Below are 26,813 nucleotides of genomic sequence, written 5' to 3' on the forward strand. Positions count from 1 at the left end.
ACTAGTTATTACCTGGTTTTTTTAATGTAACAGATTGTGCAATTCTCTTTGCGGTCGCCGGAGGAATATCACCGACAACTGAAATTTCGACGTTATCTTTAACGTAACTATGTAGTGTACGACGACCTTGACGAACTAACTGTCCTTTCAACGATAGGTTATCGCTATCAGAAACATAGATAGAGAAACTAAAAAGTCCATCGCTGTACATTTGACTTTCTACCATACGATCAGACATCGCCATACGGTAGCGATTGAGATCTTTTGGTTTAAACCCTTTAGGGATCCAACCAGCTTCCCAAAAGGTTTCGTTAATTTGGCCTTTTGGTAGAGACAATACCTCTGGTAGCTTGACGTTATTTAGTCCACTAAGAATTTCGGCAATTTGATCGCTTACACTATAAGCAATAGTTCTGTACTGCTCCAAAATCTCACCATCACGATCCACTAAATCCGCTCGCAATGGCAACTTAGTCTTCTCATCTACCCATAAGACATAGGAATAACGTAACCCATCTTTAGGTACGATACGGATGACTTGGCAAGCAGCCCCAGCTTCGCGAGCTCTACCAACGCGAATAAAATCGTAAAACTGAGCTAAATGATTAACGTTTGAATTTAATAACGGAATGACAGGGGCGACAATATTGCCGGATTCAATCGTAAAAGGCTCAACCCCAGGTTCGATATAACTGATCTCATTACCACGACGAATAACTTCTCGAATCGGGCCACTTAAATACACTAAGTGGGCCAGTTGCTGCTTCTGCTCTAAAGCATGGCGATACAGCAAAGGCTCGATACTGTTTTTTCTAATCAGAATATAAGACAGTTCATAATTAAGATGCTGACTGGCCTCGTTCATTTGATGCAACAAAGCCTCTGCAGGTTGTTCTTCTGCAAAGGCCATTGGTGTATTCAAACTGAACAGTGTCAGAGCACTGATCAGAAATTTTCTCATTCAACTACCGTTTCAGGATGATTATCTTGCAGTGAAGATGATTCGCTGTTTAATCTCAGTTGAAGTTCATAATCTTGTAGCATCGCATTGATTCTTCGATGCTGCTCTTGAACGTTCACTTCACCGCGTGAATTAGGTTGCTCGACCTCATTACGAGTCAGGCTTACAGGTTCTGCGCTACCAGCAAAAGGGACGGTTTGTAATACAGGAAATTGATCTACTTCAGAGACAGCAGAGTCTGTTCCATCGTATTGCTGAACACCTACAATGACCGCCAATGATACGCTAGCGGCCACAGCAACTTGCCCAAACTGGGTCAACCATGTTGGCAAACTTGCTTTCGCTTTCGATGGCAAAGGTTGAGACTCTAGACGAGCATCATCGAGCTTAGCCACTTTATTTAAATCAAATTGATTGTATGCCGGTTCATTTTCTAGCGCTAAAGCTACGCTCTCAGCAATATTCCACTCTTTGCATTGAGGAGTATCACCACGCATAACATCACCAATTAAGTGATAGTTTTGCCATGCTTGCAAACTCTCTTGGTCTTTTTCTAACTCCACTATTAGAGCCTTATCGACCAACTCTCCATCCATGAGTGCTGAAAGTTTCTCTTTGTCAGCCATTATTTCCACCATTACAGTTACTGGTACTAGCGTTGTAAAAGAGGTTGGATTTTCTTCTCAACCGCTTCACGAGCTCGGAATATGCGTGAACGCACAGTTCCTACAGGGCAATCCATAACTTCTGCGATTTCTTCATAACTCAAACCATCGAGTTCACGTAACGTCATCGCAGTTTTTAAATCTTCAGGAAGTGCTTCGATCGCGCTGAAGACCACACGTTTCAATTCATTTGACAACGTTAAGTTCTCAGGGTTCGATATTTCTTTTAACGCACTACCTGTTTCGTAATATTCAGCTTCTTCAGTATCTACATCTTGTGCTGGTGGTCGACGACTTTGGGCAACGATGTAGTTTTTCGCAGTATTGACAGCAATACGATATAACCAAGTATAAAAGGCGCTTTCGCCACGAAAACTTGGTATTGCTCGATAAGCCTTAATAAATGCTTCTTGTGCTACGTCGGCGACATCTCCTTGGTTGTTGACGTAACGTGAAATAAGGTTGCAAACTTTATTTTGGTATCTTAAAACCAGTAGGTTGAATGCTTGCTTATCTCCATTCTGAACTCGCTCAATTAACACTTGATCGGTCAGTTGCTCGTTCATTCGAGCGTGTACTCCTATCGTTATCCGCTCACCTCCAAAAATGAGTTGAGCTTTAATTATGCAAAAATGTAGTCTTGACACCACCGCTTACTTGAGCACTATTGTGACCAAGCAATAAACAAAAAGTTCAAAGTTATTTCAAACTATATTTACAGTAACAAAGGGTAGTCATCTTCTTACTCAAGATTGTGAGGATGAAGGTCACTAAAAGCAATGGTATTTACGCAGAATTGCTTTTGATGCGGTGATATGATTGTTGTTAAATGATTAGGGATAGAGTTAGACGACTCTACATTAACTCGGGAATTTGAAAGTTTTATGAACGCAAACCGTGAACATCAATGTGATGTGTTAGTGGTAGGTAGTGGCGCGGCAGGTCTATCGTTAGCGTTACGTGTTGCTGAGCATGGAAAGGTAATTGTGCTTAGTAAAGGCCCTCGCTGCGAAGGATCAACATTTTATGCACAGGGTGGTATTGCGGCAGTATTTGATGAATCTGACAGTATTGAATCACACGTACAAGACACGCTGATTGCCGGCGGTGGTATTTGTGAACAAGAAACAGTTGAATTTATTGCAGAAAACGCAAAGGAATGTGTCCAGTGGTTAATTGATGGTGGAGTGCCTTTTGACCTCGAAGAGAACAGCAGTGATAGCTCACCTCGTTACCACCTTACTCGTGAGGGCGGCCATAGCCATCGCCGTATTCTTCATGCGGCTGATGCGACAGGCATGGCGATGCAAACGTCTCTACAAGATAACGTTCATCAGCATCCCAACATTACGGTGCTAGAGCGCCACAATGCTTTAGATTTAATCACTGAAGATAAAATCGGTGGCGATAATCGTAAAGTCATCGGAGCCTACATATGGAACCGTAATGAAGAACACGTTGAGACAGTACGCTCAAAATTTGTTGTTCTCGCAACCGGTGGCGCATCGAAAGTGTATCAATACACGTCCAACCCAGACGTATCATCGGGAGATGGTATTGCTATCGCTTGGCGTGCGGGCTGCCGCGTAGCAAATCTAGAGTTTAACCAATTTCACCCTACTTGTTTATATCACCCTGAAGCTCGCAATTTCTTGCTTACTGAAGCATTGCGTGGTGAGGGTGCGTTTTTACGTCGCCCTGATGGCTCTCGCTTTATGCCCGACTTTGATGAGCGAGCAGAGTTAGCTCCTCGAGATGTCGTTGCTCGTGCTATCGACTTTGAAATGAAACGTCTTGGCGCTGATTGTATGTATGTCGATATCAGCCATAAGCCAACAGAATTCATTGAGAAGCACTTCCCAACCATCCATACGCGTTTGATGGAGTTGGGCATTGATATGACTAAAGAGCCAATTCCTATTGTCCCTGCCGCTCATTATACCTGTGGTGGTGTCATGGTTAATCAGCAAGGCCAAACGGATCTATCTCAGCTTTATGCGATTGGTGAAGTTAGCTATACCGGTTTACATGGAGCGAACCGTATGGCTTCCAACTCTTTACTTGAGTGTGTGGTTTACGCATGGTCAGCAGCCAAAAACATTATTAACAACCTTGATAATGTTGAGTTACCACCAAAATTACCTTGCTGGGATGAAAGTCAAGTTACCAACAGTGATGAAGAAGTGATCATCCAGCATAACTGGCATGAGTTGCGCTTGTTTATGTGGGATTACATGGGCATCGTGCGTACAGATAAACGTCTAGAGCGTGCTCTACGTCGTATTCAAATGCTTCAACAAGAGACACACGAATATTACAGCACTTTCCGAGTATCCAATAACTTACTAGAATTGCGTAATCTACTTCAAGTGGCTGAACTTATGGTTCGTTGTGCAATGGAACGCAAGGAAAGTCGAGGTTTACATTACACCTTAGATTATCCTGAACTTGCAAAAGACAGCGGCCCAACAATTCTTGTTCCTGATTCAATCAAGCAAGACTAAATACCCAATCATCAATAAGGGAGCTTACGCTCCCTTATTTAATTGAACCATTACCTGCCGATAGGTTTTATCGCAAACGCTATCTCGCCACAAAATCACTTTTTTTCCGCTATCAAATTTCAATACTACACAAAAATGCGCCAATGGTTTAAAAGCAAAATCTATCCGACGTCGATTTGGGCCCTGAACTATTTCGTTATTCTCACCAATCCAACACACGCCTTGCAACGGGGGCAAAAACAAGGGTTGGTTATGTATGAAACACATAGAAAGCAAGAAGACTGTTGCGACAAGAGGGAGCGAAGAAGTAATGAGAAAAGAGCAGACTAATACATAAGTGATAGCATTAGCCTGCTGAGATAAGAAGCTCGGGTGAGCGTATAACTTAACGAACTTTACTGAGGTTGTGGGCAACAATTTTATCAACCATGGCAGCGTGACCTAAGTTTTCGCTGCGCGCATGCCCCATAATCCAAGTGAATAAGTCTGGATCATCGCATTCTAATAATGAGACAAAATCGCGCTGTTCATTTTCAGCTAGCGCCTCAAAACATTCTTCAAAAAAAGGCATGATGACGACATCAAGCTCTAGCATGCCTCGACGACATGCCCATTTGATGCGTGCTTTTTCTTCCGCAGTGTACATCCAGTTCCTCACCTATTCGGTTGTTTAGACTGAGTGTAACAAGCTAAAGGCTGAACAACTACTAACTCAGTCACAATCCGACGTGTTGAAATCCCCTTTCGCGAGGCAGCACATGTCTATCTTAACTGTGATACGTATAGCTAAAAGTAATTGCTCCTTGAACTGAAGTGGCTAATGGTTGTTAAAAGGGGTATTTCCGACTTAACATATGCGTATCGACAGCACATTAGGTAAACATCATGGAATGGCAAAACGATTTTAAGCCTCAATCCTTTACTTCAAACGATTCTCTTCCTCCACTAATGGTAACCGCGTTGAATTCATGGGGTATCATTCAGGCCAACGGTGACGATAAAAAGTCCTACTTACAAGGACAAGTAACCTGTGATGTCGTAACACTTGAGCCCCATCAGGTTACTTTCGGTTCTCATTGTGATGCGAAGGGAAAAGTATGGAGCGTATTTCGTTTATTCCACCATCAAGGTGGCTTTGCAATGCTGCAACCACAAAGTGCTATTGAAAGAGAGCTCAGCGAACTTAAAAAGTACGCGATTTTTTCAAAAGTAGATCTAACTCAAAGTACTGACCGCCTCTTGGGAATTATGGGCGAACAAGCACAATCTCTTATTGATTCACTCTCTGAAAATACCGGAGATGTCCGTGCATTGGAGGCGGGAAGCGCGGTCAAAGTGGGAGAACAACGCTGGCTCGTCGTACTGGACGAAATATCTGCTGGCAGATTCATTCAAGCAGCTGATGCTATTCAAGTCGATGAAGCTGTATGGAATCTATTTGAAATAGAATCAGGTTCGCCAATTGTCGAACAAGCACATCAAAACCTGCATATTCCACAAGCACTAAACGTACAAGCTTTAAATGGCATTAGTTTTAAAAAAGGCTGTTACACCGGTCAAGAAACTGTCGCTAGAGCAAAATATCGAGGTATGAATAAGCGTGCTCTCTTTACAGTTCAAGGTCAGGCACCTCTCGGTTTAGTTACTCCCGTAGAACTGGAACGCTCTGTCGGTGAAAACTGGCGTAGTGCAGGTTCAATGCTCGCTTTTTTTCAATACGCAGATGGCGAGACCATTGGGCAAATCGTATTACCGAATGATTTAGACGCTGACACTGAATTGCGCATAAAAGATCAACCTGATCATAAATGGCAAATACTTACCCTACCTTACTCTCTTGATGATGAAGACTAATCAATCCACAAAGATCACGGAGTTTTTAGATCAGCAGCAGGTTCAATATCGCCTGCTGCCTCATCAGACACCAGCCATTACGATTGAAGATACTGCCCAACAAAGGGGGATCGCTCCTAATCAGATGGTGAAATCCATCCTCTTAAGAGACATGGGAAATCGTTATGCTCTAGCTTGTGTGCCCGGAGATCAATCGGTCGATCCGAAAAAAGTACGTGCGTTATTATCTTGGCGTCGAATGACCTGTGTCGAGTTGGATCTAGTTCCAAAGCTAACGGGTTATCAGCTTGGTACAGTAACACCATTGCTCTTAACGACCTCCATGCCCATCATTTTTGATCATCAAATCCTAGAAAATAGTGAAGTCACTATTAGCAGTGGATCGACCATGGCGGGGATTGCGCTGAAATGTCAGGATCTATTAACACTGTGTTCAGCAACGATTGGTGATATTTGTCGGGCAGAAAATAATCATATTGATACAGAACTTGCAAAAAAATCGTGACGCACCTCTAACTATACCATACACATTAACTATATTTATATTCACTTTATCAACATATATAGTCACGATCTCATTTTTGTACTAGTATATATTTGTTGGTTAAAGTTCTCGCAAATATAGCAGTATTGCAGTGCTCGGCTATCTTGTATGCTCAGCATAACAAGAGCTTGCTAGGCATACAGCCTAACCCAACAAAAAAGTGAATCCACTGAATGTTTCAGGACATCCACTTTTTGTGTAATGCATCTGTGACTATTTGCCCGTATTTTACGGGCTTTTTTTTAGCTAAAACTTCACCATTTCGTGACACTTTTATTTCTCTTTCTACTAATCTGTATATGACGATATTAAATTAAGCGCATAGCGAGTATCGCATACTCTACGAAGTTCAATAATCAGAATAATGATGAGGTAAACATCACAATAATTTCGCTGTTGTTTTGTAAATTTGTCTAGGACGACACAAATATCCAACCTCATTCCAGATAACTGCATATTCCCTATCATTATCACACTAATAATTTAAGGGAATTCGTATAATCCACGGTGCTTGGTAAACATAAGGATAACTTTTATGAGACTGTTTAAGCGCTATACGCCAAGTATGATTGCTAAACACGTAAGTCGGCTATTTAAAGGAAACATCTACATTTATGGTATCGGGAGGTTTGAGTTTGATAACGGAAAGCTCATTATTCCAGCTAAAGCAGAAAAACGTCACTTTCAGGCAGTAAAAGAAGTGAATCAAGAAATAATGAGACTACGTTGCGCCTATGCCTAAAGAATGTGGAATAAGCTAAATACGTGAATAGAATTTAAAAGGGTTGGCGATAAGCCAACCCTTTGTCGTTCATGCTCTATGATGAAGTTTATACTGCAGAATGCGTTCGCTTAGCCATATCAGGCAGTTCACCTTTAAGCCCCAACGCTCGTTTCATAATTTCATCTTTTGCTCCTGGAAGTTGACTAGCCAATGTCATACCAATCCCACGAAGCAATTTTTTCGCTGGGTTATTACCATCAAATAGATCACGAAACCCTTGCATTGCCGCTATCATTTTCGCCGCTTCTGCTTTACGCCAGCGTTCATAACTACGTAAATTTCGTTGCGTTCCGATGTCTTCCCCTTGTGTCCACAATGCTAGCACTTCTTGCGCTAAACTTGCCGCATCGAGCAAGCCAAGGTTCACACCTTGCCCCGCTAAAGGGTGAATGGTATGGGCAGCATCGCCAACTAAAGCAACCCGTTCGACAACAAAATCTCGCGCATAGCGCATTTTCAATGGAAACGCGAAACGCTGACCTTGAACTGCGCACAACCCTAAACGTGCATCAAACTCTGCCGTCAATACCTTATTAAAGTCATCATCGCTCATATCGACTAAACGTTCTGCTCGATGAGGCTCAGTAGACCAAACTATCGAACTTAAATGGCTACCATGAACCGGTAAAAACGCCAGTGGACCTTGTGGCGTGAAAATTTGTCGAGCGATACGATCATGAGGCTCTGCCGTTTCGATATTAGCCACGATAGCACTATGCCCATAATCCCAATGTGTGAGTGGGATATTTTGATGCTGGCGAACCCAAGAGTTCGCACCATCTGCACCAACAACCAGCTTAGCCGTCAAAGCTTGCCCTGTATCTAAGGTAATCCAAGCTTCACTTTCACCTATCGCCATTGTGCTGCACTTAGCTGGCATATACAGAGTGACATTCGATTGTTGCTTTACAACATCCAGTAATGCCAACTGAATAACACGATTTTCAACAATATGCCCTAGATCCGGCTGTGCTAATCGTTGTGCGTCAAATTCAATACGAGCAAAACTGTCTTGTTCCCAAACTTCCATTGCCACATAAGGAGCAGCTCGGCGTTGAACAATGCCTTGCCATGCTCCTAAGTTACGCAGCATCGTTTCGCTAGAGCGGCTCAGCGCTGAAACTCGAACATCTGGTAATTCAGACAATTCGTCTTGGGGAATATTCGCTTCGATAACCGCTATACGTAAATCGGAATCTTTGAATGCAGCCGCTAAAGCTAGGCCAACCATGCCTCCACCGACAATCGCGATATCAACGCTTTGCATCATGTCTATTTTTCCTTTTGTTAGTGGTTATCTCACCACTAAACCTAGAGTTCGTTGTAACAATGGCTGTTTGAGTACCGCGATATTATCCATCATTGCGAGACCAACATTACGGCCAATTTGTAAACTTAAATAATCATTCGAAAACAAATGAACCAGTGATGAGGTCAGTTCTATTGTAGAACGGCGATCCTCTTCACGACGCTGTTTGAAGCGCCTTAATACAGTATAACTACCAGGATCTGTTAATGACTGAGAAACTTCTTCCGCAAGTGAGACAACATCACGAATACCTAGGTTAAAACCTTGCCCCGCAATAGGGTGTAATGTTTGGGCTGCATTACCCACAATGGCAAAACGATGCGAAACATTTTGCTCTCGATAACGAAGAAGTAGAGGGTAACTTGCTCTTACTCCAACTTGGGTAAAACGCCCTAGTCTCCAGCCAAACGCTTGTTGCAACTCGTCAATAAACGCATTGTCTTCCAGTTGTAATACTCGCTCAGCTTGAGCAGGGCGCAAACACCATACTAACGACATCCTCTGATCACTCATCGGCAACAAAGCAATGGGACCTTGGTCAGTAAAACGTTCAAAAGCTCGGTGATTATGCGCTTGATCAATCGATACATTGGCAATCACAGCGACTTGAAAGAAGTCATGTTCACTCATCGTCAGGCCAATTTGCTGACAACACGTTGAAATTGCACCATCTGCAGCAACCAGCAACTTCCCTTGTATGACCTCACCACTTTCGAGTGAAATTGTCACTCGATCTATATGACGTGTTACTTGATTCACTGATTGAGGGCAGAACAATGTTATGTTGCCGCATTGCGCGACAAGTTCGTCATAAATTCGACCAACATCGGCCAACTCAACGACATAACCAAGAGCATCGGTTGCCACCTCATCACTCGAGATATCTGTCATCCCCAAGTGAGAACGATCCGAGACATGGATATGATGAATCGGTGTTGCAACATCCTGAATTTCATTCCATAGCGACAATTGCTTTAGGATATTCACCGTACCATAAGACAAAGCGATGGAACGGGAGTCAAAACCTGGGTGTGCTTGATGGTTAGTTTGGTAAGGTTCGACAACTGCAATAGATAAACGACCATGACTAGACTGATTAAGCGCTAACGCTAGCGTCATACCAGCCATTGCACCACCAGCAATTACTACGTCAAACTGCTTCATTCGATTACCTAATTAATGAACTGTTGTATTCACAGGTTGACTTGGCTTTTGACCGAACTCGGCATGAATCGTTAATACACATGCTTTAACGTGTTCAATCACTTGCTCTAGTAATTGAGCTTGCTCTTCAAGATCATCGTCCTCATCAATACCAAGCTTAGATATTTCTTCTAAATCAGCTAACGCTTCTTTGCTCTCAGAAGATGCTTTCTTAAGTTCAGCACCAACAAGCCCTAAACCAGAGATGAAATGGTTAACCCAATCAGCGACACCATCAGCGATATCAAATAATGCTGCACTAGCGTTTTCATCGGGTAGCAACAGAGAAAGCTCCATCGTCGCACTGGTCAATTCTTCAATTGTTGCCGATAGCGTTTGTTCAGCTAACGATAAAGGTTTCATTGGCCAACCCATGCCATCATTCGTGTAATCAAAAATCAAAGGCTGCCAGCTTTTATCAGTAATATTTAAACCACCGCTCAGCATACCCGTTAGCAAACCGTGTAACTCTGATGGATTAACCGCTAAACCAGCCGACTGCAGTTCTGTGGCAATCGTTAAATATTCAGGGAGATTAATTTCGCTCATGGGTAAACCTAATTCAAATAAATAAGGATAATCGTACCACTTACACTTTGCAGCGAAAACGAAGGATTGTTTAATTGTGTGCAGCTTTTACACAATTTGCCCAATAACTGTGTTATTGCGCGCTGAATGTGTTTTGTAATTCGTGAAAAGCTTGAATGTTGAGTAAGCTTTTTCTATAGTTTCCTCCTCGGTGATGCTCTACTTCATCACTTTAATTAACGCATGTAGAGTTAAAATGAGTAATCAAGCGGTAGAAGTCGAAATTTTAGGCAAGTTAACACGAGTAAATTGCCCAGCAGGTCAAGAAGAGTCATTACTCCAAGCCGCCAAACGTCTCGATGATCGCTTGAAAGAAATGACGTCTAAGACAAAAGTCACTAATGAGGTACAATTATTAACAATTGCCGCGTTAAACTTTTGCTACGAATTAGAAACTCGTGACAATGACTCAGAACAAACACAAAGTTTAATGTTTGAGCGAATGGAAAAGCTCAATGCATCTCTTGGAGATGCGCTAAGTAAAGTAAAGCAAGGACAGCAATAAAGCCTTTACTGCCAATACAAGCATTTACCCTGGGGTGTTCGTGAGGGGATTAGGTCCCTGAGCCGATAAGCAATCCATAAGGGTTAGTACTTGGTAGCTACTGAGCAAGCTCGGCTCGTACCGAGAAGCCTACGGTTATCATTGCTGATCCGCCTTGAACCAAATGGTTCAAGGGTCAAAATCTCCAACGGCACTCTGGGGTATCCTCTTCCGGGAACCCAATAGTTAGGGTTTTTAAATGCAACTTTCTCGCGATGAATATCGCAAATATATCCGTGCTAAGCGCCAGCAGCTCTCCGAATCATTTCAACAACAAGCAAGCCAAGAGTTAATCTCACAATTCTCTCTGCTTCCTGAATTTAACACCAGCCAACATATTGCACTCTACCTATCCGTTGATGGCGAACTCAACACGACACCGCTAATTCAATGGCTTTGGCAGCAAGGAAAACAGACTTACCTCCCAGTCATTCACCCTTTTTCCAAGGGGCACTTACTGTTTTTGAATTACACATCAACGACCCCCATGACCAGCAACCGCTACGGCATCTTAGAGCCTAAATTGAGCAAAAATGAAATCAGACCAATCAACACGCTCGATCTCATTTGCACTCCTTTAGTTGGGTTTGATGACCGAGGCCATCGACTCGGTATGGGCGGCGGTTATTATGACCGTACATTACAACCTTGGTTTACTAAGGGCTGTGGACCAAAACCAATTGGTCTAGCGCATGATTGCCAACATACAAAACGCCTACCTATCGAGTCTTGGGATGTTCCTCTCCCCAAAATAGTGACACCAAGCCAAATATGGCAATGGGAATCCACCAATAATCCCGCTATAATCCCGCGCAAACGTTAACGGACCTCTATCAGGAGATAAACATGACTCAAGATGAAATGAAAAAAGCAGCGGGTTGGGCAGCATTAAAGTACGTAGAAAAAGACAGTATTGTCGGTGTAGGTACAGGCTCAACAGTAAATCACTTCATCGATGCGCTAGGTTCGATTAAAGATGATATTAAGGGTGCTGTTTCTAGTTCAGAAGCATCAACCGAAAAAATGAAGGCTCTTGGCATCGAAATTTTCGACTGTAATGACGTTGCTTTCCTTGATGTATACGTAGATGGCGCTGATGAAATTAACGCGCAACGCGATATGATCAAAGGTGGTGGTGCTGCATTAACTCGCGAGAAAATTGTTGCTGCGATTGCAGATAAATTTATCTGTATCGTTGATGGCACAAAAGCGGTCGACGTGTTAGGCCAATTCCCTCTACCTGTTGAAGTGATTCCAATGGCACGCTCTTACGTGGCTCGCGAACTCGTTAAACTAGGTGGAGACCCGGCTTACCGTGAAGGCGTTGTGACCGACAATGGCAATATCATCATTGATGTACATAACATGGCGATCACTAATCCAAAAGAGATGGAAGACAAAATCAACGGTATCGCTGGTGTCGTAACAGTTGGCCTATTTGCACATCGAGGTGCTGACGTAGTTATCACTGGTACGCCTGATGGTGCAAAAATCGAAGAGTAATCGATAACAATACCCCTTGCTGTGACGTAATATCACAACAACTTAAGGTGTGTATTTAAAGCATTAGTTAACAAGCGGCACCTCTAGGTGCCGTTTTTGCATTTCTTATCCAGAAATATTTTTCTTATTCCGTAATTTTCTTACCCAAACTGTATTTTTTTTGATAACTTAATGAGCAGAAGATGCACAGGGAAACGTTTGCTTACCCATTGAATGGTTAAATTAACTATTTCAACCACCTCAACGTAATGTGCGCCAGTTAAGCCCCCTTCCCCCATTTAAAGGATTATCATAATGGCCAAAGTGTCACTGGAAAAAGACAAAATTAAAATTCTTCTTCTTGAAGGACTCCACCCATCTACTGTTGAAGTTCTCCAAGATGCTGGTTACAGCAATATTGAATATCACAAAGGTTCTCTCGCTGAAGATGAATTACTAGAAGCCGTTAAAGATGTTCATTTTATCGGTATTCGTTCACGCACAAATCTGTCTCAAGAAGTTATCGATGCCGCAGAAAAATTAGTTGCGATAGGTTGCTTCTGTATTGGTACAAACCAAGTCGATTTAAAAGCAGCAATGATTCGTGGTATTCCAGTATTCAACGCACCATTTTCAAATACGCGCAGTGTTGCGGAGTTAGTCTTAGGTCAAATACTGCTTCTAATGCGCGGGATTCCTGAAAAAAATGCCCTTGCGCACCGTGGTATTTGGAAGAAAAGTGCCGATAACTCATATGAAGCTCGCGGTAAGCGTCTCGGTATTATTGGTTATGGTCATATCGGAACACAACTTGGTATTATTGCTGAAAACTTGGGAATGCAAGTTTACTTCTATGATATAGAAAATAAGCTTTCACTAGGTAATGCTACTCAAGTTCCAACAATGAGTGAGTTGCTGAATAAGTGTGATGTCATTTCTCTTCATGTTCCTGAAACACCAGAAACGAAAAACATGATGGGTACAGGTGAGTTCGCGCGCATGAAGCCAGGCTCAATCTTCATCAATGCTGCCCGTGGAACCGTTGTTGATATTGAAGCTCTATGCCATTCATTAGAAGCCGGCCATATTTCTGGAGCTGCTGTAGATGTTTTCCCAACAGAACCTAAGACCAATGCCGACCCATTCGAATCACCTCTACAGAAATTCGATAACGTAATATTGACTCCACATGTTGGTGGTTCGACTCAAGAAGCTCAAGAAAATATCGGTATTGAAGTTGCAGGTAAACTTGCGAAGTACTCTGATAATGGTTCAACGCTATCAAGCGTTAACTTCCCTGAGGTTTCACTCCCAGAGCACCGTGACTGTTCGCGTTTACTGCACATTCACCAGAACCGTCCGGGTATCTTGACTCAGATAAACACTATTTTTGCTCAAGAGGGTATTAACATTGCGGGTCAATACCTGCAAACGGCATCTGATATTGGTTATGTTGTGATTGATGTGGAAACTGAACGCTCAGAAGAAGCATTAGCGAAACTCAAAGGAATTGAAGGCACTCTAAGAGCGCGAATTCTGCACTAAGAAAGCTCGCTAAATAACGTAAAAAAACCACCGATGTCGGTGGTTTTTTTACTATGGTATCGTTGTAGGAGTCGTATATAGACAAAGACGCTAAGCCTTTAAGGCTCGTTCACCACGAGCGATACCAACAACCCCACTTCGTGCAACTTCAATCACATCCGTTACCTCTGTAATGGCAGCGATGAATGCATCCAGTTTTTCACTGTTTCCCGCTAACTGAACCGTATATTGCGATGCAGTAACATCAACAATCTGACCTCGAAAAATATCAGCAGTACGTTTCACTTCTGCACGAGCGAAACCACTCGCTTTCACTTTTACCATCATCAACTCTCGTTCAATATGCTCTAGCTCTGACACTTCTTGAACTTTCAGTACGTCGATCAGTTTATGCAGTTGTTTTTGAATTTGTTCTAACTCCATTTCATCAGACATAGTAGTGATATTTAGGCGAGATAAGGTTTCGTCATCTGTCGGTGAGACTGTCAATGATTCAATGTTATAACCACGCTGAGAGAACAACCCAACCACTCGAGACAACGCCCCTGGTTGGTTTTCTAGTAGTAGTGAAATAATATGTCTCATATTACGTTCTCTCCGTTTTGCTTAACCACATCTTATCCATACCCTCACCCTTGATCTGCATTGGGTAAACATGCTCAGTTTCATCAACATTGATATCAACAAACACCAAACGATCTTTCATATCCAGTGCTCGCTGCAAGCCCTCTTCAAGTTGATCTGGTGTTTCAATGCGAATACCAACATGACCATAGGCCTCCGCAATCGCGGCAAAATCAGGCACAGAGCTCATATAAGAGTTGGAGTGACGTCCTTGGTATATGATGTCCTGCCATTGCTTTACCATGCCTAAAAAACGATTGTTCAAGTTAATGATTTTAACTGGAATATCGTATTGCATCGCGGTAGATAATTCTTGAATGTTCATCTGAATACTACCATCACCGGTCACGACGACAACTTCTTCATTAGGCTTAGCAAACTTCACCCCCATTCCGGCAGGTAAACCAAAGCCCATCGTCCCTAAGCCACCTGAATTAATCCAACGACGTGGTTTATTGAACGGATAATAAAGTGCGGCAAACATTTGATGCTGCCCAACATCAGACGCAACATAAGCGTCACCGTTGGTCAGTTTGTGCAATGTTTCAATCACTTGCTGTGGTTTAATCCGTTCTGGAGACTTCTCGTATTTCAAGCATTGAGTACTGCGCCATGTTTCAATCTCTTGCCACCATGTTTCAATTGCTGCTGCGTCGTTTTTCCCACCTTGCTCCACCAGCAAGCTGACCATACTTTCGAGAACTTTCTCAGCAGAACCAACAATAGGCAGATCCGCTTTAACGTTCTTAGAGATCGAGGATGGATCGATATCAATATGCATGATCTTCGCATCAGGACAATACTTCTCTAAATTATTGGTCGTGCGATCATCAAAGCGAACGCCGATACCAAAAATAAGATCGGCATTATGCATCGCCATATTTGCTTCATAGGTTCCATGCATCCCAAGCATACCCAATGAGTTCTTATGCGTTCCTGGGAATGCACCTAGCCCCATGAGTGTACTCACTACCGGTATATTGAGTTTGTCCGCTAGGTAATATAGAGGTTCGTCTGCTTCTGAAATAACGGCACCACCGCCAACGTAAAGCACCGGTTTCTTCGCTTCAAGCAGCGCTTTTAAACCTTTCTTAATCTGACCTTTGTGCCCTGTTGTCGTTGGCTTATATGAACGCATTGACAAGGTTTCTGGGTATTCGTAAGGAAGTTTGTTCTGAGGGTTTAGAATGTCTTTCGGTAGATCAATAACCACTGGGCCAGGACGACCTGTGGTTGCAATATAAAATGCTTTTTTTACTGTCTCAGGAATGTCTTCAGCTTTTTTTACTAGAAAGCTGTGTTTTACAACCGGACGAGAAACACCAACAATATCGCACTCTTGAAATGCATCGTTACCAATGAGGTTAGTTGGAACGTTTCCAGACACCACAATCATTGGAATTGAATCCATATATGCGGTCGCTATCCCTGTGATGGTATTGGTTGCACCGGGTCCAGAGCAGACAAGAACGACGCCTGGCTTACCCGTTGCTCGTGCATAACCATCCGCCATATGCGTTGCCGCTTGTTCGTGACGTACCAGTACATGTTTTATTTGATCAGTCTTTGCATGCAAAGCATCATAAATATCTAAAACGGACCCACCTGGGTAACCAAAAATCTGCTCTACACCTTCTTCGATCAGAGACTGTACCATCATCTCTGCACCGGATAACATTACTGTCATATTATTCTCCTTACCAATCGTCCAATGAATAAGGTCAATTCACTGGGCTGGTTTCACATAGTCTAGGTCTTACTTGTAGCCTAAAAAGAAACACATCCAATCTTTCAGCTATGCCATGCCATCGTCATAACAATGGGCAACTTAACGCAACAAATGTAACGTTTTATTTTCAAGGAATCCATTGCGACTTTCATCCCAGTTCCAACAAATAACCATCATTTCCAGTGCTAGCAGCGCATTCATCCAAATAGTCTGTAACCTCCAGAGTTATTCATTAATTACAAAAGAAAAAAAATAGAATAATTTTCACACAGCTCCGAATTGATTCAAAAAAAATCCCCCGCTAGCTATTCGCTGGCGAGGGATTCTCTTGAGATGTCGGTTAAGCACCCCTATTTTTTAGGGTGTTTCTCATCGTACATCTCTTCGATTTCATCTTGGTACTTATCGTGAATCACTTTACGACGTAGTTTCTGAGTTGGCGTTAGCTCACCATCATCCATCGAAAAAGACTTAGGTAATAATTTGAATTTTTTAACTTGTTCAAATTTCGCTAACTCTTTTTGCAAGTCATTAACTCGCTTTTCAAACATCTCGATAATTTGGTGATGTTTAATTAATTCCATACGGTCATGGTAAGCGATGTTCAGCTCTTTCGCATACTCTTCCAATGTATCAAAACATGGCACGATAAGAGCTGATACAAATTTGCGCGTATCAGCAATAACCGCGATGTGCTCGATAAAGTGGTCTTTACCAATCGCGCCTTCAATCATTTGAGGAGCAATATATTTACCATTTGAAGTTTTCATTAGCTCTTTAATGCGATCGGTAATAAACACATTACCATTCTCATCAATATAACCAGCATCCCCCGTTTTAAGGAAACCATGCTCATCAAATGTTGCTGCTGTTTCTTCTGGCATTTTGTAGTAGCCACGCATAACCATTGGACCACGCACCAAAATTTCGTTGTTTTCACCAATCTTCACTTGGGCACCAGGCATAGCCATACCAATAGAATCAGGGTTAAAACACTTATCATCCCAGCATGATACTGTCGCTGTCGTTTCTGTCATACCGTAGCCCAACTTAACGTTGATACCTATTGCATGGAAAAATCGACCAATAGTCTCGTCTAATTTTGCGCCACCACATGGCATAAAGTTAATACGACCACCCAGTAAAGCACGTAACTTGGAGAGAACTAACTTATCTGCTAAAGCATGAGATTTTCGCAGTGCAATAGATGGTTTACGCCCCTCCTGGTGGCAAACCGCCATTTTAGCGCCCATGTTAACCGCCCATGTGAATAACACTTTGCGAATAAATGGAGCTTTTGACACTTTCTCATGAATTGCAGAAAAGATTTTTTCGTAAAAACGCGGTACCGCGGCCATAACTGTTGGACGAATTTCTCCCAAAGCATCTCGCACCTGCATGGTGTCTTGTAGATAGCAGTTGGTTGCCCCTTTATAAAGGGTATAGAAAGTCCAAGCACGTTCGAAAACATGCGATAACGGTAAGAAACACAGTGATACATCATCTTCGGTAAGACTAAGACGCTGATCATGTCCCTCTAGCTGAGCTGCAATATTGGCGAAATCCAACATTACACCTTTCGGCTGCCCAGTAGTACCTGAGGTATAAATCAATGTAAAAACATCATCAATCGCAGCATTAGAAAGGCGCTGGGTCAATTCAGGCTGATGCTCTGATTGTCCAAGTTCCATGAACTGTTCCCATGTAACAGCAAATTCATGGCCTTTAAGATCAACATCATTAGACATTGCTACGATTAATTCAAGCTGTTCGCACTGTTCGAAAATACCAACAGCAGCATCAAATTGTGGCTGTTCGCCGACAAACAGAACTCTTACATCGGCATTTTGCAAAATGTAAGCAGACTGAGCCGCTGTACTTGTTGGATAAATTGGAACAGTAACACCACGGAGCTGCATTGCTGCAAAATCAGCAACGGTCCATTGGGGCATGTTATTTGAGAAGATCCCTATCTTATCTTGAACTCTGATACCTTGAGCCAATAGAGCAAGCGATAATTGATCCACTTGCTGACCAAACTGCTTCCAGCTAATACCTTGCCAAGCATTGTCTACTTTATGCTTTAAAGCAACGCGGTCACCGCCTTTAGCAATTTGTTCACGAATTCTATTTACGATATGAAAATCTAAGTTGGCCATCTAATCACTACCTTTAGCTTACACCTGTAAGCTTTTCAGCGCACAAGTGTACATTTCGCATTAAAAAAGGCAACTGACGATAATCAAACTTGTGGTTACAAATAGTAAAAAACCTTGAATAAATACTGCTTATCCAAGGTTTTCCGTCGGTTAAGTAGGCAAATATTATTTCACGGCGATAACTTCACCGCAGATCATCATCAACTGGTCACGCAACCAGATGTGACCTTTGTCTTTCTCACTCGATTCATGCCAACTTAGATAACCGCTAATTTGCGCATTTGCATATGGAAATTCGAAAGTTTGCAACTGTTCGTTATTCGCTGCATGCTCAACCATCCAAGCAGGAGCAATGGTGATAAGCTCTGATTGGCCGACAACATACAGCACATTGCTCAGGCTTGTACCCTCATAATAAGCAGGCACGTCTAGTTCACGGTAAGCTTGTTCAGAGAAACTACGCTGGCCATGTACTTTAGATAGTTTAGCATGTCGCTCACGACGTAGATTATCGGCTGTAACTTTACCTTGCATTCTAGGGTGTGATTTAGAGGCAACCACAACTAACTTATCTTGGAATATTTCAGTACTAGAGAATCCTTGCTCATCAAATCGAGCATAATCAACCACAAAATCGACCGCTTGGTAACGCATTCTCTCCGCGAGTTGACGATCAAACTCCGCATCTAAGTGCAATTGAATATTTGGTGCAATTTCATGCATCGTAGAAATGATTTTAGGTGCAAAACGCATATCACAAGGGCTGCAAATCGCCAACTTGAATAGGCGTGTTGAGGTCTCAGGAGCGAATACAGAGCACGGCAGCTCGTTGCGAATTAACTGAAGAGATTGACGCACAGGATCAAAAAGTTGGCGAGCACGTTGCGTTGGTTGGATTCCTCGTCCATGTCGAATAAACAGTTCATCATTAAACATGACCTTGAGGCGAGCAACAGCATTACTAACCGCCGGCTGAGACATACCCAAATTATGCGCAGCACGGGTAATATTTTGTTCCTGCATAACTGCATCAAATACTGTCAGTAAGTTTAAATCTACACCACGTAAGGTACTTTCCATTCGGTATCCAGCAATAGCTTCCATCGACTGTTTCTTATCGCTCATTCGTACGCCTCTTAAATTTCATCAGTTATCGTCGTTCTTGTAAAAAATGAGTTGGGAGAAAACTAATTCTTATTATTTATCAGCCAGATAATCTCCAACGCACCCTCACTATCAACGATTTGATGAATGATTAGCAACCGGATTGATAACTAATCATTATTTTTTATCCTTATAGGCAGTGATAACTTATAAATCAGAAACTTAAACTCAATATAAAAAAACATAAAACGCCAAAATCCTTACGCAAGCGTTTAAATTAGACAATGATTTAGATCGTTAGGTCCAATTCAGTAAACATCACGGGGGACTATCAATACAAGCCCCCACTCTTTCACCTAGTAAATACCAAACGAGCTCCAATGATTAGGATTTGTAATATGATTTCTTGTTATCTCTAATCTTCGCTAATGGATATTCGATTAAATATTCTTTATCTAGGTAGCAAACGAGGTATGTCATGAACAAAAAATAAACTTTATGGTTGACTCACTCCCTTGAGTACGGTACTAATTTGTTAACTTAATATTGTGGATTGCTTAACAATGTCAGCACCTTTTTCTATCCTCATTCGCCTCCTCCTTATCGTAACTTATATACGCGGGTAGGCTGTGGAAGAAAAATGACCACATAAGATTTCCAAAAACCCGCACCTAGATGCGGGTTTTTTTGTAACTATTGACTGGATGAACACGATTAATTATCGGCAAAAGGATGTGAACATGAACGATCAGGTGATTATATTCGACACGACACTGCGCGATGGCGAACAAGCCTTGTTAGCAAGCTTGACAGTAAAAGAAAAACTGCAAATCGCCTACGCCTTAGAGCGTCTAGGCGTTGATGTTATCGAAGCAGGTTTTCCTGTTTCATCGCCTGGCGATTTTGAATCGGTTCGTACCATTGCTCAAAATGTTAAAAACAGCCGAATTTGTGGTCTTTCTCGAGCAGTCGCAAAGGATATTGATGCTGCAGCTGAAGCATTGAAAGTCGCTGAAGCATTCCGTATTCATACATTTATCTCAACCTCGACAGTGCATGTACAAGACAAACTACGTCGTAGCTATGATGATGTAGTGGAAATGGGCGTAAAAGCAGTTAAACATGCACGTAACTATACAGATGATGTCGAGTTCTCTTGCGAAGACGCTGGCCGAACTCCTATTGATAACCTATGTCGAATGGTCGAAGCCGCTATTAATGCTGGAGCAAGCACCATCAACATTCCCGATACTGTAGGCTACACCGTTCCCAACGAGTTTGGCGGTATTATTCAAACCCTATTCAATCGTGTACCAAACATCGATAAAGCGATTATCTCTGTGCACTGTCACGATGACTTAGGCATGTCTGTTGCTAATTCCATTGCCGCTGTCCAAGCAGGTGCTCGTCAAGTTGAGGGCACAATTAATGGTATTGGCGAACGAGCTGGAAACTGCTCACTAGAAGAAATCGCAATGATCATCAAAACCCGCCAAGAACTATTAGGGGTTCATACCGGACTAAAACACGATGAAATCCATCGAACCAGCAAATTGGTCAGTCAGCTTTGTAATATGCCTATTCAAGACAACAAAGCAATCGTCGGGGCTAATGCCTTTAGTCATTCCTCAGGCATTCACCAAGATGGCATGCTAAAAAACAAGAACACTTATGAAATCATGACACCTGAATCCATCGGCCTAAAAAATAAGGCACTAAATTTGACTAGCCGTTCAGGGCGAGCGGCAGTGAAAAGCCATATGGAGGCGATGGGCTATAAGGAAAATGACGAGTACAACCTAGATGCATTGTACGATGACTTTTTAAAGCTAGCTGATAGAAAAGGACAGGTCTTCGATTACGACCTTGAAGCGTTGATGCACTTCTCCAATTTGAGAGAAGAAGATGATTTCTACAAATTGAATTATTTAAGCGTTCAATCGGGCAGTGTCATGGCAACAACGAGTATCAAGATCCAATGTGGTGATGAAGAAAAAAGTGAGGCCGCTGTCGGTAACGGTCCCGTTGATGCGCTATACCAGTGCATCTATCGAGTCACTGGATATGATATTGTTTTAGACAAGTTCGATTTAACTGCTAAAGGCGAAGGTGAGGATGGCCTAGGGCAAGCGGATATTATTGCGAACTATAAAGGGCGTAAATATCACGGAACCGGGGTGTCTACTGATATTGTTGAAGCTTCCGGACAAGCATTACTCCACGTAATCAACAGTATTCACCGTGCAAATCAAATTGCTCAAATCAAGCAACAGAAAATAGCCACTGTTTAACACGCCTAGAATAAGGTTCATATTTCTAGGGTATTAGGATTTCGCTATCTCTATACACAAAGGGTTTGACGGGTATAGAGATAGAAACAAAAGATAAAGGATTAACATGACAAACAAATCATACAAGATTGCCATTCTGCCTGGCGATGGTATTGGCCCAGAAGTAATGCAGCAAGCTCATAAAGTTCTCGATGCAATTGAGCAAAAGCACGCAATCCACTTCTCTCGTGAAGAACATGATGTCGGTGGTATTGCTATTGATAATCATGGCTGCCCATTACCTGAAAGTACTGTCAGGGCATGTGAGGAATCAGATGCCGTATTATTTGGCTCTGTCGGTGGTCCTAAGTGGGAACATTTACCAGCAAATGAACAACCAGAGCGCGGCGCTCTACTCCCGCTTCGTAAGCACTTTCAACTATTCTGCAACCTTAGGCCTGCTCAAATCCACTCAGGTCTAGAGGGGTTTTCTCCGCTTCGTGCTGATATCTCACAGCGCGGCTTTAATATTGTTGTCGTTCGCGAGCTTACGGGGGGCATTTACTTTGGCCAACCTAAAGGGCGCGAAGGCGAAGGCGTCAATGAAAAAGCATTTGATACTGAAATCTATCATCGTTATGAAATTGAGCGTATCGCAAAAATAGCTTTTGAATCAGCCCGCTTACGCGATAAAAAAGTTTGCTCTGTCGACAAAGCAAATGTACTTCAAAGTTCGATTCTTTGGCGTGAGGTGGTTGAAGAAATAGCTAAAGATTACCCGGATGTCGAGCTTACACACATCTATATCGACAATGCGACAATGCAATTGATCAAAGACCCATCTCAGTTTGATGTCATGCTGTGTTCAAATATCTTCGGTGACATTATTTCTGATGAATGCGCCATGATCACAGGCTCAATGGGTATGTTGCCATCTGCAAGCTTAAACGAAAGTAAGTTCGGCCTGTATGAACCCGCTGGTGGCAGTGCACCAGATATCGCGGGAAAAAATATTGCCAACCCTGTGGCACAAATCCTATCAGCAGCACTAATGCTACGTTATAGCCTTGGTGAGGAAACAGCTGCGCAAGATATTGAAACAGCTGTAAGCAAAGCGTTAGCAGCCGGTGAACTAACAGCAGATTTAGCCGGAGAAAAGCCAGCACTATCGACCTCTCAGATGGGCGACACAATCGCTGAGTACATTCTTAATTCATAATAATCACACAGTCGCTTTGTTATATTGCCAAATACCGATGACTTGGTTTGATTCAAGTCATCGGACCTACAACCAAAGCCATGAACCATTTATCCCTAAATATTTAACGTTTTAAAAGGGAAAATTAATGCTGAGAGCGCTGTTGTAGCAACAAGGACGATAAGGAAAGGAAGCAATGAGTAAAACACTTTACGAAAAGGTTTATGACGCACATGTTGCTGTCGCCGCAGAGGGTGAAAACCCAATTCTTTATATAGATCGTCATCTAGTTCACGAAGTGACCTCACCACAAGCATTTGATGGGTTGCGCGAAAAAGGCCGTCGAGTCCGTCAGGTGGGTAAAACATTCGCCACCATGGATCACAACGTCTCAACGACAACCAAAGACATTAGTGCCTCCGGTGAGATGGCACGAATTCAAATGGAAACTCTATCAAAAAATTGCGAAGAGTTTGGTGTCACTTTGTACGACATTAACCACAAATACCAAGGGATCGTCCATGTTATGGGGCCAGAGCTAGGTATCACCCTACCAGGTATGACTATCGTATGTGGTGATTCCCATACCGCTACTCATGGTGCATTCGGATCCTTGGCCTTTGGGATAGGGACATCCGAAGTTGAGCATGTATTAGCAACACAAACGCTTAAGCAAGCTCGTGCAAAGACAATGAAGATCGAAGTAAAAGGTAAGGTCGCAGAGGGCATTACTGCAAAAGATATTGTGCTAGCGATTATAGGAAAAACGACCGCAGCTGGCGGCACAGGTTACGTCGTTGAATTCTGTGGCGAAGCGATCACAGACCTTTCGATGGAAGGGCGCATGACCGTTTGTAATATGGCGATCGAATTAGGAGCTAAAGCTGGTCTTATCGCCCCTGATCAAACAACGTTTGATTATATTAAAGGTCGTAAGTTTTCGCCGAAAAATGAAGAGCTTAGTGCCGCTGTCGAGTACTGGAAAACATTAAAAACTGACGATGATGCTCAATTTGATGCGACAGTGACATTAAACGCTGCAGATATCAAACCACAAGTCACATGGGGTACAAACCCGGGGCAAGTCATTTCAGTGGACACACCAATTCCATCACCAAATCACTTTGATGATCCCGTTGAAAAAGCATCCGCAGAAAAGGCATTAGCGTACATGGGGCTTGAAGCAGGAAAAGCCCTATCTGATTACTCCATCGATAAGGTATTTGTCGGCTCTTGTACTAACTCTCGCATTGAAGACATGCGCGCTGCAGCAAAGGTAGCAAAAGGTCGCAAAGTTGCCTCGCACGTTCAAGCCCTTATTGTTCCAGGTTCAGAGCAAGTCAAAGCCCAAGCTGAAGCAGAAGGATTAGATGCAATCTTTAAGGAAGCTGGATTTGAGTGGCGCCTACCCGGTTGCTCAATGTGCCTAGCAATGAACAACGACCGCTTAGGTCCTCATGAACGCTGTGCTTCAACGTCAAACCGCAACTTCGAGGGTCGACAAGGTCGTGATGGCCGAACCCACTTAGTGAGTCCAGCAATGGCAGCAGCAGCAGCAATAGCAGGTCATTTCGTTGATATTCGTGAGTTAGATTAAGGAGAGTCGATTATGTCAGGTTTTAAACAACATACGGGCTTAGTTGTGCCTTTAGATGCCGCCAATGTCGACACTGACGCCATCATTCCAAAACAGTTTTTACAGAAAGTTTCTCGCTTAGGCTTTGGCAAGAATCTATTCCACGATTGGCGTTTTCTTGATGATTCAGGAGAACAACCAAATCCCGATTTCGTGATGAATGCTCCTCGTTATCAAGGTGCTTCTATTCTATTAGCTCGAGAGAACTTTGGTTGTGGCTCATCCCGTGAACATGCACCTTGGGCTCTCGCGGACTATGGGATCAAAGCGATGATCGCGCCGAGTTTTGCTGATATTTTTTATGGCAACTCAATAAATAATCAAATGGTGCCCGTGCGCTTAACAGAGCAAGAAGTCGATGAGATTTTCCAGTATGTTGAAGCAAATGAGGGAGCCCAAGTTGAGGTCGACCTGGAAGCAAATCTCGTTAGAGCCAATGGTAAGGAATATAGTTTTGAAATCGATAGTTTCCGTCGTCACTGCCTACTTAACGGATTAGATAATATCGGCCTAACTCTACAGCATGAAGATAAAATCGCTGAATATGAGAGTAAGATTCCAAGCTTCTTAGCTTAAGCTAAGAATAACAAAGGTTGGCAACTGCCAACCTTTGTTATTTCAAATGAAATATTTACTTCGCCATATAGGTCTAATTAGTAACATATTAAAAATATTGAGTAATATCTATGCCTAGATTGACCGTTTTAAGCCTCGTACTATTTTCATTCCCCTTATATGCCGCACCTGAATCAAAGCTATGGGGCTACTGGCAACAGAGTAATGAAAACAATGCCGCTGAGATATCTCATCAAACATGGCAAGAAATACTAACTGAATATGTATCGAAGCAAGGAGAGGACAACCTGTTTGCGTATCAAGCGGTCACTCAAAGTGATAATGCCAAACTCGATAGCTACCTAAGTCAGATGACACAACTGAACCCACTTCAATACTCCAAAGATGAGCAATATGCCTATTGGGTTAATATCTACAATGCGATTACCGTAGATCTTATCCTAGAAGAGTACCCTGTTAGCTCAATTACTAAACTAGGTGGTCTTTTTAGCTTTGGCCCTTGGGATGAAAAAGTGGTCACAATTAACGGTAAAACTCTGACTCTCAATGACATTGAGCATCGGATTTTAAGACCTATTTGGCAAGATCCTCGTACTCATTATGCAGTGAATTGTGCCAGTCTAGGCTGTCCTAATTTGCAAACCTCCGCATTTACAGCAAGAAATAGCGAACAACTTTTAGAGCAAGCCGCTATGGAGTTTATCAATAGTGATAAAGGCGTTAAGCAACAAGAAAAAAAACTGATTGTGTCATCAATTTACGATTGGTTTGCTACAGATTTTGCTATCGATGGTGGCGTTAGAAATCACCTAAAGAAGTATCGACCAGAGTTAAAGGAGTCTCAGAAGTCATTAGATTATGAATATGACTGGTCGCTAAACGAAAAGCGTTAATTTTTTTGAAGATTTAGATACGAAAAAGCCCCGACCTTTCGGTCAGGGCTCTAAAATATTACCTGGCGATGTCCTACTCTCACATGGGGAAACCCCACACTACCATCGGCGCTACTTTGTTTCACTTCTGAGTTCGGCATGGAATCAGGTGGGTCCAAAGCGCTATTGTCGCCAAGAAAATTCTTTTTAATAGATGGTGCTGATACCCAGAATCGAACTGGGGACCTCATCCTTACCAAGGATGCGCTCTACCGACTGAGCCATATCAGCACACAAAAACTGTGTCCGGTGGACTAAAAAAGCCCGCTTTTTTCAAACGGGCTCTTTCATAAAATTAAAGCCTGGCGATGTCCTACTCTCACATGGGGAGACCCCACACTACCATCGGCGCTATTGCGTTTCACTTCTGAGTTCGGCATGGGATCAGGTGGGTCCGCAACGCTATGGTCGCCAAGCAAATTCTTTAATTCGGAAAGCTGTCTTTGTGTTCTCTATACACATTCAAATCTGTTCTTGCATTGAGTCCTACAAAACCCCTTGGGTGTTGTATGGTTAAGCCTCACGGGCAATTAGTACAGGTTAGCTCAACGCCTCACAGCGCTTACACACCCTGCCTATCAACGTTCTAGTCTCGAACAACC

The 26,813-nt window shown here is 42.7% G+C and carries 24 protein-coding genes, 1 tRNA gene, 3 rRNA genes and 1 other RNA gene; 14 read left to right on the forward strand and 15 right to left on the reverse strand.

Annotation, left to right across the window (positions count from 1 at the left end):
- Position 1: 1 nt before the first annotated feature.
- Genes rseB through rpoE form a run of 3 tightly spaced genes read right to left on the reverse strand, consistent with a single transcriptional unit; the run spans position 2 to position 2,192 of the window.
- Entirely contained in the window at positions 2 to 961 is a 960-nt protein-coding gene (gene rseB / locus DZ860_RS13165; RefSeq protein WP_120032002.1) for a sigma-E factor regulatory protein RseB, read from the reverse strand.
- Positions 958 to 1,587, reverse strand: coding sequence for an RseA family anti-sigma factor (locus DZ860_RS13170; RefSeq protein WP_120032004.1), 630 nt, complete (start codon positions 1,585 to 1,587; stop codon positions 958 to 960). The genes rseB and DZ860_RS13170 overlap by 4 nt, the downstream gene beginning before the upstream one ends.
- A 26-nt stretch (positions 1,588 to 1,613) precedes the next feature.
- Positions 1,614 to 2,192, reverse strand: coding sequence for an RNA polymerase sigma factor RpoE (gene rpoE / locus DZ860_RS13175; protein ID WP_120032006.1), 579 nt, complete (start codon positions 2,190 to 2,192; stop codon positions 1,614 to 1,616).
- Positions 2,193 to 2,510: 318 nt separating this feature from the next.
- Here rpoE and nadB point away from each other — a divergent pair, with 318 nt between their 5' ends.
- Positions 2,511 to 4,130: an L-aspartate oxidase gene (gene nadB, locus DZ860_RS13180; protein WP_120032008.1), complete on the forward strand. Its 1,620-nt coding sequence runs from the start codon at positions 2,511 to 2,513 to the stop codon at positions 4,128 to 4,130.
- 385 nt (positions 4,131 to 4,515) lie between these two features.
- Here nadB and DZ860_RS13185 read toward each other — a convergent pair whose 3' ends face one another.
- Entirely contained in the window at positions 4,516 to 4,776 is a 261-nt protein-coding gene (locus DZ860_RS13185) for an FAD assembly factor SdhE (RefSeq protein ID WP_120032010.1), read from the reverse strand.
- 239 nt (positions 4,777 to 5,015) lie between these two features.
- On the opposite strand from DZ860_RS13185, the gene ygfZ reads away from it, so the two are divergent.
- From ygfZ to DZ860_RS13200, 3 genes are all read left to right on the forward strand, one after another.
- Positions 5,016 to 5,984, forward strand: coding sequence for a tRNA-modifying protein YgfZ (gene ygfZ / locus DZ860_RS13190; RefSeq protein ID WP_120032012.1), 969 nt, complete (start codon positions 5,016 to 5,018; stop codon positions 5,982 to 5,984).
- On the forward strand, positions 5,974 to 6,489 hold the full coding sequence (locus DZ860_RS13195; protein ID WP_120032057.1) for an aminoacyl-tRNA deacylase: 516 nt from the start codon (positions 5,974 to 5,976) through the stop codon (positions 6,487 to 6,489). Before ygfZ ends, DZ860_RS13195 begins: the two co-directional genes overlap by 11 nt.
- A gap of 574 nt (positions 6,490 to 7,063) precedes the next feature.
- Positions 7,064 to 7,270, forward strand: coding sequence for a DUF1107 domain-containing protein (locus DZ860_RS13200; RefSeq protein ID WP_120032014.1), 207 nt, complete (start codon positions 7,064 to 7,066; stop codon positions 7,268 to 7,270).
- 88 nt (positions 7,271 to 7,358) lie between these two features.
- Here DZ860_RS13200 and DZ860_RS13205 read toward each other — a convergent pair whose 3' ends face one another.
- Genes DZ860_RS13205 through DZ860_RS13215 form a run of 3 tightly spaced genes read right to left on the reverse strand, consistent with a single transcriptional unit; the run spans position 7,359 to position 10,373 of the window.
- Positions 7,359 to 8,582: an FAD-dependent 2-octaprenylphenol hydroxylase gene (locus DZ860_RS13205; protein WP_120032016.1), complete on the reverse strand. Its 1,224-nt coding sequence runs from the start codon at positions 8,580 to 8,582 to the stop codon at positions 7,359 to 7,361.
- Positions 8,583 to 8,606: 24 nt separating this feature from the next.
- Entirely contained in the window at positions 8,607 to 9,785 is a 1,179-nt protein-coding gene (ubiH, locus tag DZ860_RS13210; protein ID WP_120032018.1) for a 2-octaprenyl-6-methoxyphenyl hydroxylase, read from the reverse strand.
- Between the two features lie 12 nt (positions 9,786 to 9,797).
- Entirely contained in the window at positions 9,798 to 10,373 is a 576-nt protein-coding gene (locus tag DZ860_RS13215) for a YecA/YgfB family protein (protein WP_120032020.1), read from the reverse strand.
- 235 nt (positions 10,374 to 10,608) lie between these two features.
- Between DZ860_RS13215 and DZ860_RS13220 the strand changes: the two genes are divergently transcribed.
- The 5 genes from DZ860_RS13220 (at position 10,609) to serA (ending at position 13,983) form a co-directional block, all read left to right on the forward strand.
- Positions 10,609 to 10,917: a cell division protein ZapA gene (locus tag DZ860_RS13220; RefSeq protein ID WP_120032022.1), complete on the forward strand. Its 309-nt coding sequence runs from the start codon at positions 10,609 to 10,611 to the stop codon at positions 10,915 to 10,917.
- Between the two features lie 23 nt (positions 10,918 to 10,940).
- A non-coding RNA gene (gene ssrS, locus DZ860_RS13225) (6S RNA) lies at positions 10,941 to 11,123 on the forward strand.
- Between the two features lie 32 nt (positions 11,124 to 11,155).
- A complete protein-coding gene (locus tag DZ860_RS13230) occupies positions 11,156 to 11,779 on the forward strand; it encodes a 5-formyltetrahydrofolate cyclo-ligase (RefSeq protein WP_120032024.1) in 624 nt (207 codons plus the stop codon).
- Between the two features lie 23 nt (positions 11,780 to 11,802).
- Positions 11,803 to 12,459 (forward strand): ribose-5-phosphate isomerase RpiA, encoded by a 657-nt coding sequence (rpiA, locus tag DZ860_RS13235; RefSeq protein WP_120032026.1) that lies wholly within the window; start codon positions 11,803 to 11,805, stop codon positions 12,457 to 12,459.
- A 294-nt stretch (positions 12,460 to 12,753) separates the two neighbouring features.
- On the forward strand, positions 12,754 to 13,983 hold the full coding sequence (serA, locus tag DZ860_RS13240) for a phosphoglycerate dehydrogenase (protein ID WP_120032028.1): 1,230 nt from the start codon (positions 12,754 to 12,756) through the stop codon (positions 13,981 to 13,983).
- Positions 13,984 to 14,073: 90 nt separating this feature from the next.
- On the opposite strand, the gene ilvN is transcribed toward serA, so the two are convergent.
- The 4 genes from ilvN to leuO all read right to left on the reverse strand — a co-directional run bounded on the left by ilvN (position 14,074) and on the right by leuO (position 19,620).
- On the reverse strand, positions 14,074 to 14,568 hold the full coding sequence (gene ilvN, locus DZ860_RS13245; RefSeq protein WP_120032030.1) for an acetolactate synthase small subunit: 495 nt from the start codon (positions 14,566 to 14,568) through the stop codon (positions 14,074 to 14,076).
- Between the two features lies 1 nt (position 14,569).
- Entirely contained in the window at positions 14,570 to 16,294 is a 1,725-nt protein-coding gene (locus DZ860_RS13250) for an acetolactate synthase 3 large subunit (RefSeq protein ID WP_120032032.1), read from the reverse strand.
- A 392-nt stretch (positions 16,295 to 16,686) separates the two neighbouring features.
- Positions 16,687 to 18,495 carry an AMP-dependent synthetase/ligase gene (locus DZ860_RS13255; RefSeq protein WP_120032034.1) on the reverse strand — a complete coding sequence of 603 codons (1,809 nt, stop codon included), beginning with the start codon at positions 18,493 to 18,495 and terminating at the stop codon, positions 16,687 to 16,689.
- Positions 18,496 to 18,660: 165 nt separating this feature from the next.
- On the reverse strand, positions 18,661 to 19,620 hold the full coding sequence (gene leuO / locus DZ860_RS13260) for a transcriptional regulator LeuO (protein ID WP_120032036.1): 960 nt from the start codon (positions 19,618 to 19,620) through the stop codon (positions 18,661 to 18,663).
- Positions 19,621 to 20,339: 719 nt separating this feature from the next.
- Between leuO and leuA the strand changes: the two genes are divergently transcribed.
- The 5 genes from leuA (at position 20,340) to DZ860_RS13290 (ending at position 26,172) form a co-directional block, all read left to right on the forward strand.
- Positions 20,340 to 21,890 carry a 2-isopropylmalate synthase gene (leuA, locus tag DZ860_RS13270; protein WP_120032038.1) on the forward strand — a complete coding sequence of 517 codons (1,551 nt, stop codon included), beginning with the start codon at positions 20,340 to 20,342 and terminating at the stop codon, positions 21,888 to 21,890.
- Positions 21,891 to 21,996: 106 nt separating this feature from the next.
- Positions 21,997 to 23,088, forward strand: coding sequence for a 3-isopropylmalate dehydrogenase (leuB, locus tag DZ860_RS13275; RefSeq protein ID WP_120032039.1), 1,092 nt, complete (start codon positions 21,997 to 21,999; stop codon positions 23,086 to 23,088).
- 175 nt (positions 23,089 to 23,263) lie between these two features.
- Complete coding sequence (gene leuC, locus DZ860_RS13280; protein WP_120032041.1) at positions 23,264 to 24,664, forward strand: 3-isopropylmalate dehydratase large subunit; 1,401 nt, start codon at positions 23,264 to 23,266, stop codon at positions 24,662 to 24,664.
- Between the two features lie 12 nt (positions 24,665 to 24,676).
- Positions 24,677 to 25,279 (forward strand): 3-isopropylmalate dehydratase small subunit, encoded by a 603-nt coding sequence (leuD, locus tag DZ860_RS13285; protein ID WP_120032043.1) that lies wholly within the window; start codon positions 24,677 to 24,679, stop codon positions 25,277 to 25,279.
- A 110-nt stretch (positions 25,280 to 25,389) separates the two neighbouring features.
- Positions 25,390 to 26,172 carry a DUF547 domain-containing protein gene (locus DZ860_RS13290; protein WP_120032045.1) on the forward strand — a complete coding sequence of 261 codons (783 nt, stop codon included), beginning with the start codon at positions 25,390 to 25,392 and terminating at the stop codon, positions 26,170 to 26,172.
- A gap of 60 nt (positions 26,173 to 26,232) precedes the next feature.
- Here DZ860_RS13290 and rrf (DZ860_RS13295) read toward each other — a convergent pair.
- From rrf (DZ860_RS13295) to DZ860_RS13310, 4 genes are all read right to left on the reverse strand, one after another.
- Positions 26,233 to 26,348: ribosomal RNA gene (rrf, locus tag DZ860_RS13295) — 5S ribosomal RNA — on the reverse strand.
- An 18-nt stretch (positions 26,349 to 26,366) separates the two neighbouring features.
- Positions 26,367 to 26,442, reverse strand: a tRNA-Thr gene (locus tag DZ860_RS13300).
- A gap of 69 nt (positions 26,443 to 26,511) precedes the next feature.
- Positions 26,512 to 26,627, reverse strand: a 5S ribosomal RNA gene (rrf, locus tag DZ860_RS13305).
- Positions 26,628 to 26,720: 93 nt separating this feature from the next.
- Positions 26,721 to 26,813, reverse strand: a 23S ribosomal RNA gene (locus DZ860_RS13310); the annotation flags it as partial.

Source organism: Vibrio sinensis, assembly GCF_003605645.1.
GTDB classification, from domain to species: Bacteria; Pseudomonadota; Gammaproteobacteria; order Enterobacterales; family Vibrionaceae; genus Vibrio; species Vibrio sinensis.